Genomic DNA, 15196 nt, shown 5'->3' with positions numbered 1-15196 from the left:
ATCGGCGACTGTTCAACAGCAGGGAGCACACGCAGGTTTGAGCCGACCGAACGCCTTTTGAGAGGGCGCGGGCTACGCTCGTCGCATGAACGTCCTCGTCGTCGGTGCCGGGTCGATGGGGGAGTGGTTCGCCCGGACGCTGGCCGAGCACGCCGACGCCTCCGTCGCCGTCACCGACATCGACAGCGATACCGCCCAGCGAACGGCCGGTTCGGTCGGCGGCCGGGCCGTCCCGACCGACACCGAGGAGCGCTTCGACGTGGTCTGTCTCGCCGTGCCGATGCCCGTCGCCGCCGTGGCAATCGAGGAGTACGCCCCGCTCGCCACCGAGGCCGTCGTCGACGTGACCGGGGAGATGGCCGGCCCGCTCGCGGCGATGGCCGACGCGGCGCCCGACCGCCAGCGTGCGAGTCTCCACCCGCTCTTCGCCCCCGCGAACGCGCCGGGCAGTATCGCCGTCGTCACCGCAGCGGGCGGCGACACCGTCGCGGCGGTGCTCGACGCGCTCGCCGCCGCCGGCAACGACCCCTTCGAGACCACGGCCGAGGAACACGACGGCGCGATGGAGTCGGTACAGGCCGCTGCCCACGCGGCGGTGCTCGCCTACGCGATGGCCGCCGACGACGTGCCCCGGCGGTTCCACACGCCGGTCTCTGCCGGCCTCGACGCCCTCGTCGACCAGGTGCTGGGCGGCGAGGCGAACGTCTACGCCGACATCCAGCGGACCTTCGACGGGGCCCGAGCCCTCGCCGACGCCGCCGACGAACTGGCCGCTGCCGACCACGACCGCTTTATCGAGCTGTACGACGAGCTCTCATGAACCCCGAAACACGACAGCAGATACGCGAGAACGCCCAGTACCTCCGCTCGGTCCGCCCGCTCGACCCCGACGAGATATACGAGTACGTCGAGGGCCAGCCCCACCCCGCCGTCGTCCGGCAGGTGCTCCGCGAAGAGGCCGTCGACCTCGCGCTCGTCGAGCGGGAGGACGGCACCTTCGTCCCCGCGCCCGAGGAGCCGCTGTCCGTGTCGGTCCACGGCGTCCAGCGCTTCCCGCGCGAGTACGAGCGCCGCGTCGAGGAGCTGCTCGCGGCGGCCTACGGCGACGACTGGGCCCGCGGCGATAGCGGCGACCGGCTCCGCGAGCGAGTCAGAGACATCAAAGAGCGGTATCTCCACCGCGAGCGGGTCGACTACGACGAGCTGTCGGCCCACGGCTACGCCGTCTACCACCTGCCCGATTACTACGCCGTCGCGACCTACGTACTGAGCGAGCTCGCCGCCGACGGACTGCTCCCCTCGAAACTCCGGGTGCTCGACGTGGGCGCAGGCGTCGGCGGCCCGGCGCTGGCACTTGCCGACCTCGCCGCCGAGGGCGACGCCCTCCTCGACTACCACGCCGTCGAACCCAGCGCCGCGGCGGACGTGCTCGAAACGCTGCTCGGGTCCGCCGAGGGGAGCCGCGAGGTCACCGTCCACCGCGAGACTGCGGAGGTGTTCGACCTCGCGAGCGAGGTCGAGAAGGGCGGGCCGTTCGACCTCGTCCTCTTCAGCAACGTCCTCAACGAACTCGACGACCCGGCGGCGGTCCTCACCCGCTACCTCGACGGGCTGGCCGAGGACGGCAGCGTCGTCGCCCTGGAGCCGGCCGATAGGAACACCGCCACCGGGCTGCGCGAAATCGAGCGCGCCGTCGCCGACGACGGCCCTGCGACCGTGTACGCGCCCACCGTCCGGCTGTGGCCACACCAGTCGCCCGAGAGCGAGTCGTGGTCCTTCGACAAGAAACCGGACCTCGAAATCCCGCCGATGCAGAAACGGCTCGACGACCCCGCCGGCGGCACCCGCGAGTTCGTCAACGTCGACGTGCAGTACGCCTACAGCGTCCTCCGGACCGACGGCGAGCGAGCTATCGAGATGACGCCCGACCGCTCCACGCACGCCCCGATGGCCGACGCCGGGAACTACGTCACCGACCGGGTGAACCTGCTGGCTATCAAGCTCAGCCACGACCTCTCCGAGGAGGGGTCGAACCCGCTCTTCCTGCTGGGTGACGGGAGCCAGAAGACCGACCACTTCGCCGTCGTCACCGACCCCTCGCTGCTGAACGACGACCTCGGGACTGCGGAGTACGGGGACCTCCTCTCGATTCAGAACGCGCTGGCGCTCTGGAACGACGACGAGGAGGCGTACAACCTCGTCGTCGACGGCGAGACGACGGTGGACCGGGCGCGTTAGGTATCTCGTCGCTGTCTCCGCGCCGCTCGAAGCAGCGGCCGCTCGAAAAAAGTGTTCGCCGACCCGACGAAGCTTCCGTCAGACCTCGTCGCGGTTGCTGACCCGGGCCTTGATCTTCGTCGGCTCGACCAGCATGGTGCGGTTGCCGACGATGGCCTTCGCCGTCACGTCCGCGTCGTCGTCGGGGTCGACGAAGACGTGGAGCGCCCCGCGCAGGCGAACATCGTGGGTACCACCGGTGCCGGTCTTGACCCAGTTGAACGAGTTCGCGCTCTTGGTCTGCAGGTAGATCGCGGAGAAGATGTCCAGTTCGAGAAGTGCCGCTTTCACGTCGTCGTAGGAGGTCGCCACAGTCTGGACGAAGTCCACGTACGCGCTCCAGGAACCGACGACCTCCGTGGCCCTGGCGCTGTACTTCTCGGCGGTCGTCCGGTCGATTCCTAGCGTTACGAGCCAGTCCTCGTGGGCCGTATACGAGGCGAACTCGTTCAGCTTCGCCCGGTAGTCCGCGAAGTCGGGATACTCGGCTTCGATGGCGGAGAGCACCGTCTCGACCTCGTCCAGCGCCGCCTCGATGAGCGCATCGAGGTCCCACTCGAGTTCGAGGTTCCGTGTGTTGAACGCGACGATTCCCTGCGCGAGTTCGCGCAGACGCTCGGGGCTGCTCGCGTCGAGACCGCCGTCGTCGGTGATGTTCGACGCCGTCGGCGGGGCGACGAGGTCGTCGGTGACCGTTACCATCTGCCAGGCGTCCTCGCCGGCCCCGCTGTCCTTTATCTCTATCCAGCCGAGAATCCCGGCGACGGCCATGGAGCTTCCGGAGCCACCGCTCACGCTCACGTCCGTCAGGAGGCTGGTCTCCAGACTCGGCTGGAGGACCAACGAATCCTGCCAGCTGTTGGACTGTTTCACGCTGTCGACCCGCATCAGCGTCTCGACCGGCGAAGTGTTCTGGCCCGTGTCGGACGACGCGGACATGATATGCCAGCTCTCACCGGCGAAGCGGAACTGGTTCGCGGCGCTCGTGCCCACACCGCCGCTGTCTTTGGTCTTGTCCCTGTTACCGCCGCCGCTCTCGTTCTTTCCCGGGTCGGCCGCGACGTTTGCCGTGAAGCTGCCCAGACCCAGCGCAGCCAGCCCCGCCCCGGCGCCTCGCAGCGCGGTGCGCCTGTCGAGGGGGAGCCGCGTGTTCGTAGATAATTCGTCGGTAGTTTGCTCTTCGTCGTGTTTGTGACCCATAGTTTCAGTGCTGCTGCCGTACCATCGCGCAGCCGCGGTTCACCGACCCGCCCCGGACCCGCCCTTCGAGACCGCATCGTAATGGTAACACAGCGACCGCACACAGGATAAACTTAATTATTAATACTTACTATCGTCGTGTGATTTCAGTTGCATAGCTATCGGGTTTCTGTTTTTGATAACCGGTTAATCACCGGGTAGAGCCGCCTATTCCGCTGAAGCCGTCGTTCTGTGAGCGGCGTTTAGCCAACCGTTTCGCGTGTGCTTACCGTGGTACAGCGGCCCCTTGAACGCCGTCAGTTCGCTGACCAGAGCGGTATCGCCGCTGAGAATTCGTCCGGAGTCGCCCCGCTCGGACACTGGCTGTCCAGCATAGACCGGCCGGGGTCGTCGGTAGCAACGCCCGCGATTTCCATCGGATATCTCGGCTGATGGCGCCCGCATCGAACACCGTCTGACGTGATAACGCGGCTGACTGCTCATCCGACTCCGTCAGTGCGTTCGGTTCAGCTTCCCCCCGCAACGACCGCTCGAACTACAGCTAGGCAGTGGCTTTTTCTCCCGGAGGACCACAGACGGCGTATGGACGAGCCGACCATCCTGTTGACGAACGACGACGGTATCGAGGCCGCCGGTCTCCGGGCGGTGTACGACGGGCTCTCCGAGGTCGGCGACGTGGTGACGGTCGCGCCCGCGACCGACCAGAGCGCCGTCGGGCGCAAACTCTCCCACGAGGTCGACGTGTGGGGCCACGAACTGGGGTACGCGGTCGAAGGGACGCCGGCGGACTGCGTGGTCGCGGGGCTGGAGGCGCTCGTCCCGGAGACGGACCTCGTAGTGGCGGGCTGCAACCGCGGTGCGAACCTCGGGGCGTACGTGCTTGGCCGGTCGGGCACCGTCAGCGCCGCCGTCGAGGCCACGTTCTTCGACGTGCCGGCGATGGCCGTGTCGATGTACATCCCGGTCCGGGAAAACACCGACTTCACCGACATCGACGACGGGGAGCTCCGCTACGACGAGGCCGTGCGTGCGACGACGTACCTGGCCGAGCACGCCGTCGAGGCCGGCGTCTTCGACCAGTGTGACTACCTCAACGTCAACGCTCCCGTCGCCGACTGGGGGCCGGCCCCGCTCGCGGTGACACGGCCCTCCAAGGAGTACGAGATGACGGCCGAACGCAACGGCGACGCCGTCACCCTCCACGACCGTATCTGGGAGCGGATGGCCGAGGGGTCGATTCCCGACCCCGAGGGGACCGACCGCCGCGCCGTCGTGGACGGGGCCGTCAGCGTCTCGCCGCTGACCGCGCCACACACCACCGAACACCACGAGGCGCTCGATACGCTCGCCGCCGGCTACGACCCAGTGGATTGATACGACTCGGTCGACCACGAACAGAAAATGGCCACGGTCTCGAAAGAGCGACGGGGGTACGGCCGACTGCTCCTCGGCGTCGGTCTGGCCGTCGTGCTCCTTGGCGGGCTGGCGATGACGCTGGACGTACGCGCAATCGGCCGCGCGCTGGCCGACGCCGACCCCGGGCTCGTGGCGCTCGCGGCCGGGCTCTCGCTTTCGGCACAGCTGTGCTGGAGCCTGACGACGGCGACCATCCTGGAAGGCGTCGACGGCTCGCTCCCCCGGCGGCGCATCCAACTTGGCTACCTCTCGGGCACCTTCGGCAAGCAGGTGTTGCCGCTGGGGAACGTCGGCGGGTCGGCGATTCTGTCCTACGTCATCGCCGAGGACCTCGACCGTCGGTTCCGGGACGTGTTCGCCGCCGTCACCGCCAGCGAGCTGCTCGTGTTCGCCGGGTCGGTCGGCGTCGCTGTCGCCGGGCTGGTCTCGATACTGCTCAGCCCGTACTCGGGGCTCCCGACCGCGCTCGTGCTGGCGGTCCTGACAGTGACCGTCCTCGTCCTGGTCGTCGGGGGCGCCGTCCTCGCGTACCGCATCCATCTGGTTGCGACGTTCGTCGAGCACGTCGCGTGGCTGCTCAGGGTCACTCTCGGTCGTATCTCGGTCCGTGTCCACCGCTCGCTCGCGCCGGAACGCGTCGGTAGCGGGACGCGGTCGTTCCTCGACGCGTTCGGGACGGCGACCGGCGAGACCCGGCGGCTGGTCGTCGCGACGACCCTCGCCGTCCTCGGGTGGCTCGCGTTCTCGCTCGCGCTCTCCGTCGGCCTGCTGGCCGTCGGCGCGCCGATGCCGCTCGGGTTCGCTCTGTTTCTGACCCCGGCCGCCGGTGTGGTGACGCTGTTGCCGACGCCCGGCGGGCTGGGTAGCACGGAAATCGGGCTGACAGCGGCGCTCACCGTCGTGCTCGCGTCGTCGCCGGCCGTAGTGGCCGCCGGCGTCATCGTCTTCCGGCTGGTGACCTACTGGCTCGTCGTCGCCGTCGGAGGGGTCTCCTCGCTGTATCTCTCGGCCACCGTCTGGCACGCGCTGGACTGATACAGGTGGCTGTACGTTCGCAAAGATATTCGCCACCTCGCGGTGGGAAAGTACGTCAGTTTGTTACAGCCATCAGTGTGAGCCGGCGACCGCTGAATCGAGGGGGCTCGGCGCTTGTATCAAGTGGTCGCGGGCCGAGAACAGGCGAAGGAATATAATCGACGGCGAATCACTACAGTGGTATGGATTCCACAGTCGTCGAGCTGCTCGACCGGAACGTCGAGCACGCCGAGAAGGAGAACGCCCGGTTTGACGACCTCCAGGAGACCCAGTTCCCGGACGCTGTCACCATCTGCTGTTCGGACTCGCGGGTCCTGCAAGACGACATGTGGGGCAACGACGAACCCGGGAAGATATTCACCTGCAGCAACATCGGCAACCGCGTCACCCAGCCGACCAGCATGGGCCATCTCGTCTCCGGGGACGTGATGTTCCCGCTGTGGAACACCGACACCAAGGTCGCCATCGTCGTGGGCCACACCGGCTGTGGCGCCGTCACGACCGCGTTCCAGTACCTGACCGAGGACGTCATCCAGCCCCGCGGCATCAAGTACTGTCTGGAACAGCTGAAACCCCACCTCAAGGAAGCGCTCGACGTCCTCCCCGACGACCTCTCGGACGCGGCGGCCATCAACCACCTCGTCGAGTACAACGTCGACCACCAGGTGAGCCGGCTCGTCGATAGCGAGGACGTGCCCGACGACGTGACCGTGCTCGGCGTGGTGTACGACTTCCAGGACGTCTACTCCGACCAGCGCGGAAAGGTCCACGTCATCAACGTCGCCGGCGAGACCGACGTGGCGACGCTGCGGGGCGACCATCCGGAGATCGCCGACCGCATCGGCCGCCTCTGGGAGTACGGCCGGACGCTGACCGCGGAACAAACTTGAGGCCGGCGCGCCGAGAACCACTATGAAAATCCGTGGGGACCGAGAGTGCAAATCCTGTGGGACCCGGTGGTCGTACTACGACACCGGGAGCGTCGCCTGTCCGTCGTGTGGGAGCGTCCACAGCGTGGGCGTCGACGACCGGACCGAACACACCGACTCGCCGGTCGAACTCGACCTGACGCCGCTCAGAAACCGCATCGACGAGGCGACGACCGCCGAGCTGGCCGAAGACGTGGCCCGGACCTGCCGGGAGTACGCGCGAAAGCGCGGCTTCATCGACAGCGGCCGGCTCAAACCGCTGGACGAGACGTACGTCGCCGCCGTCGAGCTGGCCGCCGTCGCGGGCGCGTTCGCCCGGCGGACCCGGCCGGGCGACGCGGCCGAACTGTATCTGCTCGACCTGCTCGCGGGCGCTGACGCCGGTGAGCGACCCGGCCACGAGTCCGTGCCCGACGAGCTGCGGGCGGCGTTCGGGCTGGCGATGGCCGACGCCGTCGACAGCTACCAGCGCGACGTGCGGACCTATCTCGACAGCAACCCCGACGAGCACGCGCGGCGGCTCTCGGGTCGTATCCGCGACCACCGCAAACGGGTCGAGGCGCTGGACGGCGACGTCGACCCCGCCGACGCGAACCGGCTCATGCACGCCGCGCGCGACCTCGGACGGTATATCGACGGGGACGAGAGCGCCGCGGTCACCGCCGACAACTGGCTCTCGGGGCTGGAGCGGGACAGAACCTAGCCCTCCGGGTTTCGCCTGTCGTCGTTCGTCGCGGGCCCCTGTTCGAGGTCCGCGGCCGTCTGCTCGGCGGCGTCCTCGGCGGCCTCCGTCTCGACCGGATGGGAGCCGCCGCGGTCGGAGTAGTTGGCTCTGCCTTCGCTCCCCCGGGGCATCTGTGAGAGGAGCATCTGTCGGACGGCCTCGTCCGACTCGAAGGTGTCGTCGATGTACCCGAACAGCTCCTCGACAGAAATCGGGGGCGCGTTCGTCCGCTCCAGTTCCCGATCGCCGTACTCGTCGACGAGTTCGTCGGTCGTAATCGGGTAGGAGACGTCGTCGAGGAGCGGGTTAATCGACGTGAAGTCGACGCCTTCGACGTGGTCGGGGTCGTCCATACCGGGGCTACGGAGACGGACCTGCAGACGCTAGGGCCTGCGACTGCAAGCCGTGTAACCCGACCTCAGGGGAGGTCGACGGACACGTCGTGCTGGAGTCCGGCGGCCTTGACCGTGTTGTACAGCAACATCGCGCGGGTCATCGGCCCGACGCCGCCGGGAACGGGGGTGATGGCGCCGGCTTTCTCTTTCGCGCTCTCGAAGTCGACGTCGCCGACCAGCTCGTAGCCCTTCTCGGTGTCGGCGTCCACGCGGTTGATGCCCACGTCGATGACCGTCGCGCCCTCGCCGACCATCTCGCCGTCTATCATCTCCGGCACGCCGGCGGCGGCGACGAGGATATCGGCCTCGCGGGTCTTCTCGCCGAGGTTCTCGGTCCGGGAGTGACACACCGTCGTCGTCGCGTTGCCGCCCGGGGCCTTCTGGATGAGGAGGTTCGCCATCGGCTTGCCGACGATGTCGGAGCGGCCGACGACGACGGCGTCTTTGCCCTCGGTGTCGACGCCGGCGGACTCGACGAGCTTCTGGATGCCGTGGGGTGTGCAGGGCTTGTAGCGGGCGTCGCCGGCGACGAGTCGGCCGACGTTCTCGGGGTGGAACCCGTCGACGTCCTTCCGCGGGTCGATGGCCCGCAGTACCTGCCGGTCGGAGACGTGGTCCGGGACCGGCATCTGGACGAGGATGCCGTTGACCTCGTCGTCGGCGTTGAGGTCGGAAACGGCGTCGTACAGCTCGCTCGCGTCGGCCTCGGGGTCGATTTCGATGTCGAGCGCCTCGATGCCGACCTCCTCGCAGTCGGACTGTTTCATCGAGACGTACGTCTCGCTAGCGGGGTCGTCGCTCATCAGCACGGTCGCCAGTGTCGGCGTGACGCCCGCGTCGGCCAGCTGGTCGATAGCCGTCGCGAGGTCGTCCCGAACCGACTGGGCGACGGCGTCGCCGTCGATTATCTCTGTCATACTCCAATAGGGACGCCCGCGGGGCAAAAACGTCACTATACTTCAGCGGACTCGACAGCCTGGGGCGCGGTCAGGGACAGTCGCTCTCGTCGACCGCCCGCCGGTCGGGGCCCTGCTGTAGCGGCTCCGTCGCTCCGTCCCCGAGCGCGACGGCCATCGCCTGCCCGCCGTAGCCGTGGGTCTGGTCGTGGCCCCGGACCACGACACACGAGACGCCACCGGGGACACCGGCCGTCGTCGAACGGGTGACCGGCTCGGTACTGTGTGGGTGGCTGAGGTCCCGTCGACCCAGTGGCTCCCCGCTGAGCGTTTCGACCTGCCACCAGTTCGCGTAGCCGTCCTCGCCGTCGTCGTCGTGGTACAGCGTCACGTCGAAGCGATACTCGCGTTCGCCGGCGTCCTCGACTGTGACGGCGGTGACGTTAGCCTCCCGGAGGTCGAGCTCCGAGGCCTCGGTCGGCACCGGCGCCCCGTCCGTTGGAGCCGAGCTCCCTCCGCCGAGCCCGCTGCACCCAGCGAACGACGACGCGAGGGCGGCGCCGCCAGCGAGGACGGCCCGTCGTGTCGGCGTATCCATAGCTGGCCTTTACCGCCCAGTCCCAAAAGCAGTCGGCACCACCGGACCGCCGGGAGTGCGCTCTCACCCGCATCGATTAAACTACTGACACCTGCAAGCCGAACTACAGTATACCCCCACGGCGACACCAGCACTGTGATCGTATTCATAGCTACTCCTGTCTCGCTGTTGTCGACTCTAGAACCATGACCGGGGAGACCGATCGGGACGACCCCAATATCGTTCTGTTCGTGATGGACACGATGCGCGGGGTCGAGACGGTCCCGGCCGACCCGGAGCTGACCCCGAATCTCGCGGCGCTGGCCGAATCAGGCACCGAGTACACCGACGCGTTCACCACGGCGCCGTGGACGCTCCCCGCCCACGTCTCGCTGTTTACCGGCACTTATCCGTCGAAACACGGGGCCCACGCCGAACACACGAAGTTCGACGGGGAGCTCCCGACCATCGTGGACGCGTTCGCCGACGCGGGCTACGAGACGGCCGGTATCTCGAACAACGTCTGGATCGCCGAGGAGTTCGGCCTCACCGGCGGGTTCGACACCTTCCGTGAGGACGGCGAGCGGACGGACGCCTGGAGCGGTGCCGGCTCGCTCGGTGACCGGCTCACCAACGCCGTTCGCGAGAGCGGACTGGGCGGGACGGCGTTCGAGCGCCTGCGCAGGCTTCTGACTGGCCCGACCGACGACGGGGCCGCGGCGACGGTCGAGTGGGTCGAGGACTGGTTGCGGGGCCGCGACAGCGACGTGCCCTTCTTTCTCTTTGCCAACTGTATCGAGCCGCACCTGGAGTACCGGCCGCCGCCGGCCTACGCCCGCGAGTTCCTGCCCGAGGGGTGGAGCTACGACCGGGCGATGACGCTCAGACAGGACCCCCGGGAGTTCGACGTCGGCGAGTTCGACTACACCGACGAGGAGTGGAGCGTCGTGCAGGCGCTCTACGCGGCGGAGATACGGTACCTCGACGAACAGCTCGGTCGGCTCCGCGACGCCCTCGAACGCGCGGGGGAGTGGGACGACACCGTGTTCGTGGCGGTCAGCGACCACGGGGAGAACATCGGGGAACACGGCTTTCTGGGTCACCAGTACAGCCTCTACGACACGGTCTTGCACGTCCCGCTCGTCATCAACGGCGGTGCGTTCTCGGCGACGGACACGCGGAGCGAGCGGCTGGTCCAGACGGCGGACCTGGCGCCGACGCTGCTGGACGTGGCCGGCATCGACGCACCGGCGGTCCGCGAGGCGTCTCAGGCTCTCTCGTTTCATCCAGTCAGGGGCGACCAGCCGCGTTCGCGCGTCATCGCCGAGTACATGCAGCCGCGGCCGCCTATCGAGGTCCTCGAATCGAAGTTCGACCACGTTCCCCAGGAGATATACGACTACCAGCGCTCGCTGCGGGCCGTCCGGACGACCGATTACAAGTTCGTCCGCGGCTCCGACGGCAGCCAGTGGCTGTACGACCTCCGGGCGGACCCCGGTGAGAAACACGACATCTCGACGTCCAGCCCTCGCACGACCGCCGGGCTGGCCGCCGACCTCGACAGATGGCTGGGGAGCTTCGACCAGACCGACGCCACCGGCAGTGTCACTGTCTCCGACGCCACCGAAGACAGGCTCGCCGACCTCGGGTACCTCTGATGGCCCGAAACACGGACCGGCCGAACGTGCTCCTCCTGTTGACCGACCAGGAGCGCCACGACCTGCTCGCACCGGACGGCATCCCCGCCGAGACCGACGCTATCGACGGACTCGCCGCCGACGGCGTCCGGTTCACGAACGCGTACACGCCTATCAGCATCTGTAGCAGCGCCCGGGCGTCGCTGCTGTCCGGACGCTACCCACACAGACACGGCGTGCTCAACAACGTCCACGAACGGGACGCGGTCCGGGCGGACCTGCCCGAAGACGTACCGACCTTCGGCACGGCGCTCCGGGAGGCCGGCTACGAGAACGCCTACGTCGGCAAGTGGCACGTCGGCCGTCACAAGACGCCGGAGGACTTCGGGTTCGACTACGTCGGCGGGAGCGACCAGCACCACGACGCCCACCTCGAATCGGGACTGGCGGCCCACCAGCGCGACCTCGGTGTCGACCCGGACGCGGTCGAACCGGAGGACGCGATCTACGCCGAGTTCCCCGACTCGCGCGACCTGCTGGGCGCCACGCTGCCGATTCCCCCGGCGGCCACCCGGAGCTACTACAACGCCGAGCTGACGATTCAGCGGCTGGAGCGACTGGCCGACGCCGACGGCCCCTTTTTCCACCGGGTCGATTTCCAGGGGCCACACCACCCGTATCTGGTCCCGGAGCCCTACGCCTCGATGTACGACCCCGAGGAGCTGGGGGCCTGGCCCTCCTACGCGGAGACTTTCGACGGGAAGCCACAGGTGCAGGAGAACTACCGGTCCTACCGCGGCGTCGAGGACCTGACGTGGGAGGACTGGGCGACGCTCCGCGCGTTGTACATGGGGTTCATGCACCACATCGACGACCAGATCGGTCGCATCCTCGACGCGCTCGAAGAGTTCGGCGTGGCCGACGACACGGTGGTCGTCCACGCCTCCGACCACGGCGATTTCACCGGCGGCCATCGGCAGTGGAACAAGGGCCCGTTCATGTACGACGACACCTACCGCATCCCGCTTGTCGTGCGCGGTCCCGGTGTCGCCGGTCGGGGTCGGCTCTGTGACGACCTCGTCTCGCTCATGGACCTGATGCCGACGTTCCTCGAACTCGCCGACGCGCCGGTACCCGAGGACATCGACGCCCGCAGTCTCTGGCCGACGCTGCGCGGCGAGGAGACCGACGCCCGCGAGGCCGTCTTCGCCGAGTACCACGGCGACGAGATGGGGTTTCACTCTCAGCGGATGATCCGGACCGAGCGGTACAAGTACGTCTTCAACGCGCCCGACGTCGACGAGCTGTACGACCTCGACGCGGACCCCCACGAGCTGCAGAACCTCGTCGACCACCCGGACTACCGCGACGTGCGGGCCCGGTTGCGCGACCGGCTGGCCGAGTGGATGCGCGAGACCGAGGACCCCATCGCGGAGTTCACGACGCGGCATCTCGGCGAGTGACCGAGACAGCGCCAGCTCAGTCGTCGAAGAGATAGGAGTCGTAGGCGCTGGAGGAGTTGCGGACCAGGCGGCCGGTCCCCTCGTGGTCGGCCAGGTCACCGTCTTCCAACCCGTCGTTGACGGCCTCGATAGTCTCCGGCAGGACCTTCTCGGTGACTTCGAACTCCGCGATGGGGCTGAGCAGCCCCCACGCCGCGCCCAGAGCGTGCAACACGACTGCGACCGGCGTCAACAGGAGGAAGACGGGCCACAGTAGCGGGTGCTTGCGGTAGCCGACGACCCCGTACGTCATGTACAGAAAGAGGATTCCGAGTAACGCGGTCGAGAAGAGCTCGAAGAGTCGGAGGCCGACCCCGGCTCCGGGAACGAGACCGGCGCCCACGACCACGAGCGGAATCACCGGCGAGAACCCCCAGGTCACCGCGCGGGTAAAGGCGATGGGCTGGTAGCCAAGCGGCAGGATGTGGTTGTCCGTGAGCGTCCCCGACATCCAGCGCCGTCGCTGCTTGAACATCGCCCGGAGCGACGGCGGCGCCTGATTCCGGAAGCGAGCGTCGACGAGCCGGTAGTCGAGGTCGAACCGGTCGGCCGCCCGCCAGACGAGGTTCGTGTCCTCCGTTATCGTCGCCACGTCCCACGTGAGTTCGTTCTCGACCGACTGCCGGATGGCGAAGCCGCCGCCCCAGGCGTACAGCGGATAGGACAGCCGGTGGAAGGCCCGCTGTTCGTACTGGTAGCCGACCCGGAACACCTCACAGAGATAGGCCAACCGGGAGCCGGTGTAGATGGGTTTCTCGCTGAACTGGACGAAGTCGGCGTCGGGGAGACCGGTCAGGTCAGTGACGATGGTGTCCTCGTCCAGATAGAGCACGTACTCGACGTCAGAGGGAACGTTTCTGCGCGCCCACTCGACGGCTCGGCCCTTGTTGGTCGCCTCGCACTCGAAGGACTCCGGCACGACGTGTACGGACGCGCCGTCGACGTCGATATCGCGCTCGGCGATCACTTCGACGCTCGCGACCGCGTCCGGAATCGCGTTGACCGTTCCCTGCACGACGCCCGCGGCGTCGACCGTGAGGACGCGAACCTGGATGTCGGGCAGGTCCCAGGCGTCTCCGTCACTCGATTCCCAGCCGTATCCCATGACGAACACTTCGAGGAGCCACCACAGCGCGGAGCACCCGTAGACGAGCGCGACCCACACCAGAAGGGTGACCGTGGCGAACAACAGCGTCGTATCGAGGACCATGTGTACAGTGCCCGCGCGGAGGAGCTATTGAAACTGGTGGTGGCGCGACACCGTCCACTCGGCGCACGAAACAGGCGTTCGGCGAACAGAAGTCGCGACGGGACAGACGGCGAAGTCGTCGAGGAGAACCGAGAGCCGCGGGAACCCCTACTCGTACAGCGGGTACTCGTCGGTGAGTTCGTCGACGCGCTCGCCGACTTCGGCGACGACGTCGTCGTCGTGGGGCGCCTCGACGACGTCGTAGATGAGGTCCGCGACCTCGCGGCAGTCGTCCTCGTCGAAGCCACGCGTCGTCAGGCCGGGCGTGCCCGCGCGGATGCCCGAGGGGTTGAACGCCGAGCGGGTCTCGCCGGGGACGGTGTTGGCGTTCAGCACGATGCCCGCGTCCTCCAGTGCGGCCTCCACGTCCTTGCCGGTCGTGTCGGGATGGGACGGCCGGAGGTCGACGAGCACGAGGTGGTTGTCGGTGCCGTCGGAGACCAGGTCGAGGCCGTGCTCCTTGAGCCGGTCGCCGAGCGCGACGGCGTTGTCGACGGTCTGCTGGGCGTACGCCTCGAACTCGGGTTCGAGGGCCTCCTTGAAGCCGACGGCCTTGCCGGCGACGTTGTGCATCAGCGGACCGCCCTGCGAGCCGGGGAAGACGGCGGCGTCGATGTCGTCGGCGTACTCGTCGTCGCACATGATGATGCCACCGCGGCCGGCGCGGATCGTCTTGTGCGTCGAACCGGTGACGAAGTCGGCGACGCCGACCGGCGACTCGTGGACGCCGGCGGCGACGAGTCCGGTGATGTGAGCGATGTCGGCGAGGTGGTAGGCGTCGACGGCGTCGGCCGCCTCCTGAATGCGCGCGAAGTCGACTTCCCGGGGGTACGCCGAGTAGCCCGAGACGATGATGTCCGGCTCGTACTCCTCGGCGTGTTCGTGCAGGCCCTCGTAGTCGACGTAGCCCGTCTCCTCGTCGACCTCGTACTGCTCGACCTCGTACACCTGCCCGGCGAAGTTCGCCGGGTGACCGTGAGAGAGATGACCGCCGTGGGTCAGGTCCAGCGAGAGAATCTTGTCACCGGGTTCGAGCACACCGAGGTAGACCCCCATGTTCGCCTGCGAGCCCGAATGCGGCTGGACGTTGATGTGGTCGGCGCCCCACAGCTCTTTGGCGCGGTCGATGGCCAGTTGCTCTACGTCGTCGGCGTACTCACAGCCGCCGTAGTAGCGCTCGCCGGGGTAGCCCTCGGCGTACTTGTTCGTGAGTTCGGAGCTCTGGGCCTCCATGACGGCCTCGGAGACGTGGTTCTCCGAGGCGATCATCGCCAGCGTGTCGTTCTGGCGAGCCCGCTCACCTTCGAGCGCGTCTGCAACAGCAGGGTCCGTCTCGCGGACGGTGTCGTAGCTCATATG

Annotated in this window: 14 protein-coding genes; 8 read left to right on the top strand and 6 right to left on the bottom strand. The window is 67.8% G+C overall.

Annotated features, from left to right (window positions below):
- Positions 1 to 85 precede the first annotated feature (85 nt).
- Positions 86 to 820: an NAD(P)-binding domain-containing protein gene (locus NDI56_RS05755; RefSeq protein ID WP_310918466.1), complete on the top strand. Its 735-nt coding sequence runs from the start codon at positions 86 to 88 to the stop codon at positions 818 to 820.
- Positions 817 to 2238 (top strand): small ribosomal subunit Rsm22 family protein, encoded by a 1422-nt coding sequence (locus NDI56_RS05750; RefSeq protein WP_310918465.1) that lies wholly within the window; start codon positions 817 to 819, stop codon positions 2236 to 2238. Before NDI56_RS05755 ends, NDI56_RS05750 begins: the two co-directional genes overlap by 4 nt.
- Before the next feature lie 78 nt (positions 2239 to 2316).
- Here NDI56_RS05750 and NDI56_RS05745 read toward each other — a convergent pair whose 3' ends face one another.
- Positions 2317 to 3477, bottom strand: coding sequence for a hypothetical protein (locus NDI56_RS05745; protein ID WP_310918464.1), 1161 nt, complete (start codon positions 3475 to 3477; stop codon positions 2317 to 2319).
- A 582-nt stretch (positions 3478 to 4059) separates the two neighbouring features.
- Between NDI56_RS05745 and surE the strand changes: the two genes are divergently transcribed.
- From surE to NDI56_RS05725, 4 genes are all read left to right on the top strand, one after another.
- The gene (surE, locus tag NDI56_RS05740) at positions 4060 to 4851 is read left to right on the top strand and encodes a 5'/3'-nucleotidase SurE (protein WP_310918463.1); all 792 of its coding nucleotides are present in this window, start codon (positions 4060 to 4062) and stop codon (positions 4849 to 4851) included.
- A 27-nt stretch (positions 4852 to 4878) separates the two neighbouring features.
- Positions 4879 to 5928 carry a lysylphosphatidylglycerol synthase transmembrane domain-containing protein gene (locus tag NDI56_RS05735; RefSeq protein WP_310918462.1) on the top strand — a complete coding sequence of 350 codons (1050 nt, stop codon included), beginning with the start codon at positions 4879 to 4881 and terminating at the stop codon, positions 5926 to 5928.
- Between the two features lie 182 nt (positions 5929 to 6110).
- The gene (locus tag NDI56_RS05730) at positions 6111 to 6818 is read left to right on the top strand and encodes a carbonic anhydrase (RefSeq protein ID WP_310918461.1); all 708 of its coding nucleotides are present in this window, start codon (positions 6111 to 6113) and stop codon (positions 6816 to 6818) included.
- Between the two features lie 22 nt (positions 6819 to 6840).
- Positions 6841 to 7560: a DUF7117 family protein gene (locus NDI56_RS05725; protein WP_310918460.1), complete on the top strand. Its 720-nt coding sequence runs from the start codon at positions 6841 to 6843 to the stop codon at positions 7558 to 7560.
- Here the strand turns inward: NDI56_RS05725 and NDI56_RS05720 are convergent.
- The 3 genes from NDI56_RS05720 to NDI56_RS05710 form a co-directional block, all read right to left on the bottom strand.
- On the bottom strand, positions 7557 to 7934 hold the full coding sequence (locus tag NDI56_RS05720; RefSeq protein ID WP_310918458.1) for a DUF5789 family protein: 378 nt from the start codon (positions 7932 to 7934) through the stop codon (positions 7557 to 7559). The two genes, NDI56_RS05725 and NDI56_RS05720, sit on opposite strands and share 4 nt — an antisense overlap.
- A 65-nt stretch (positions 7935 to 7999) precedes the next feature.
- Positions 8000 to 8893, bottom strand: a complete 894-nt coding sequence (locus NDI56_RS05715; RefSeq protein WP_310918456.1) for a bifunctional methylenetetrahydrofolate dehydrogenase/methenyltetrahydrofolate cyclohydrolase — start codon at positions 8891 to 8893, stop codon at positions 8000 to 8002.
- A 70-nt stretch (positions 8894 to 8963) separates the two neighbouring features.
- Positions 8964 to 9470, bottom strand: a complete 507-nt coding sequence (locus tag NDI56_RS05710; RefSeq protein WP_310918455.1) for a hypothetical protein — start codon at positions 9468 to 9470, stop codon at positions 8964 to 8966.
- A gap of 185 nt (positions 9471 to 9655) precedes the next feature.
- Here NDI56_RS05710 and NDI56_RS05705 point away from each other — a divergent pair, with 185 nt between their 5' ends.
- Both NDI56_RS05705 and NDI56_RS05700 read left to right on the top strand, forming a co-directional pair.
- On the top strand, positions 9656 to 11107 hold the full coding sequence (locus NDI56_RS05705; protein WP_310918454.1) for a sulfatase family protein: 1452 nt from the start codon (positions 9656 to 9658) through the stop codon (positions 11105 to 11107).
- Positions 11107 to 12549: a sulfatase family protein gene (locus tag NDI56_RS05700; RefSeq protein ID WP_310918453.1), complete on the top strand. Its 1443-nt coding sequence runs from the start codon at positions 11107 to 11109 to the stop codon at positions 12547 to 12549. The genes NDI56_RS05705 and NDI56_RS05700 overlap by 1 nt, the downstream gene beginning before the upstream one ends.
- Positions 12550 to 12565: 16 nt before the next feature.
- On the opposite strand, the gene NDI56_RS05695 is transcribed toward NDI56_RS05700, so the two are convergent.
- Positions 12566 to 13798, bottom strand: coding sequence for a glycosyltransferase family 2 protein (locus NDI56_RS05695; RefSeq protein ID WP_310918451.1), 1233 nt, complete (start codon positions 13796 to 13798; stop codon positions 12566 to 12568).
- Positions 13799 to 13945: 147 nt separating this feature from the next.
- The gene (gene glyA / locus NDI56_RS05690) at positions 13946 to 15193 is read right to left on the bottom strand and encodes a serine hydroxymethyltransferase (protein ID WP_310918450.1); all 1248 of its coding nucleotides are present in this window, start codon (positions 15191 to 15193) and stop codon (positions 13946 to 13948) included.
- Between the last annotated feature and the right edge of the window lie 3 nt (positions 15194 to 15196).

Source organism: Halomicroarcula saliterrae, assembly GCF_031624395.1.
GTDB lineage: Archaea > Halobacteriota > Halobacteria > Halobacteriales > Haloarculaceae > Haloarcula > Haloarcula saliterrae.
This window is presented reverse-complemented; position numbering and strand designations above follow the sequence as displayed.